1 protein-coding gene is annotated in these 259 nt (G+C 53.7%); it reads left to right on the top strand.

The features are described 5' to 3' along the window. Positions 1 to 7: 7 nt before the first annotated feature. Positions 8 to 259, top strand: a 252-nt coding sequence (locus ACYYG1_RS17610; RefSeq protein WP_461211631.1) for a Clp protease ClpP, incomplete at its 3' end; no start/stop codon positions are given.

Raw genomic sequence — 259 nt, 5'->3', positions numbered from 1 at the left:
GATCGCAATGGTTGGCAATCCCGTCATCATGCCGGAAAACACCATGATGATGATCCATAAGCCATGGGGCTTCGCCGGCGGCGATGCCAACGACATGCGGGATTACGCAGACTTGCTGGATAAGGTCGAGAACGTGTTGATCCCGGCCTATGTCGCCAAAACAGGAAAGTCGGCGGATGAAATCGCCGCCATGCTTGACGATGAAACCTGGATGGATGGCAAAGAATGCCTCGCTTTAGGTTTTGCTGATCAGGTCACC

The sequence above is a fragment of the Desulfocurvus sp. DL1XJH-121 genome, from assembly GCF_054819825.1.
Note: the sequence above shows the minus strand (reverse complement) of the source record. Positions and strands in the feature narration are given on the sequence as shown.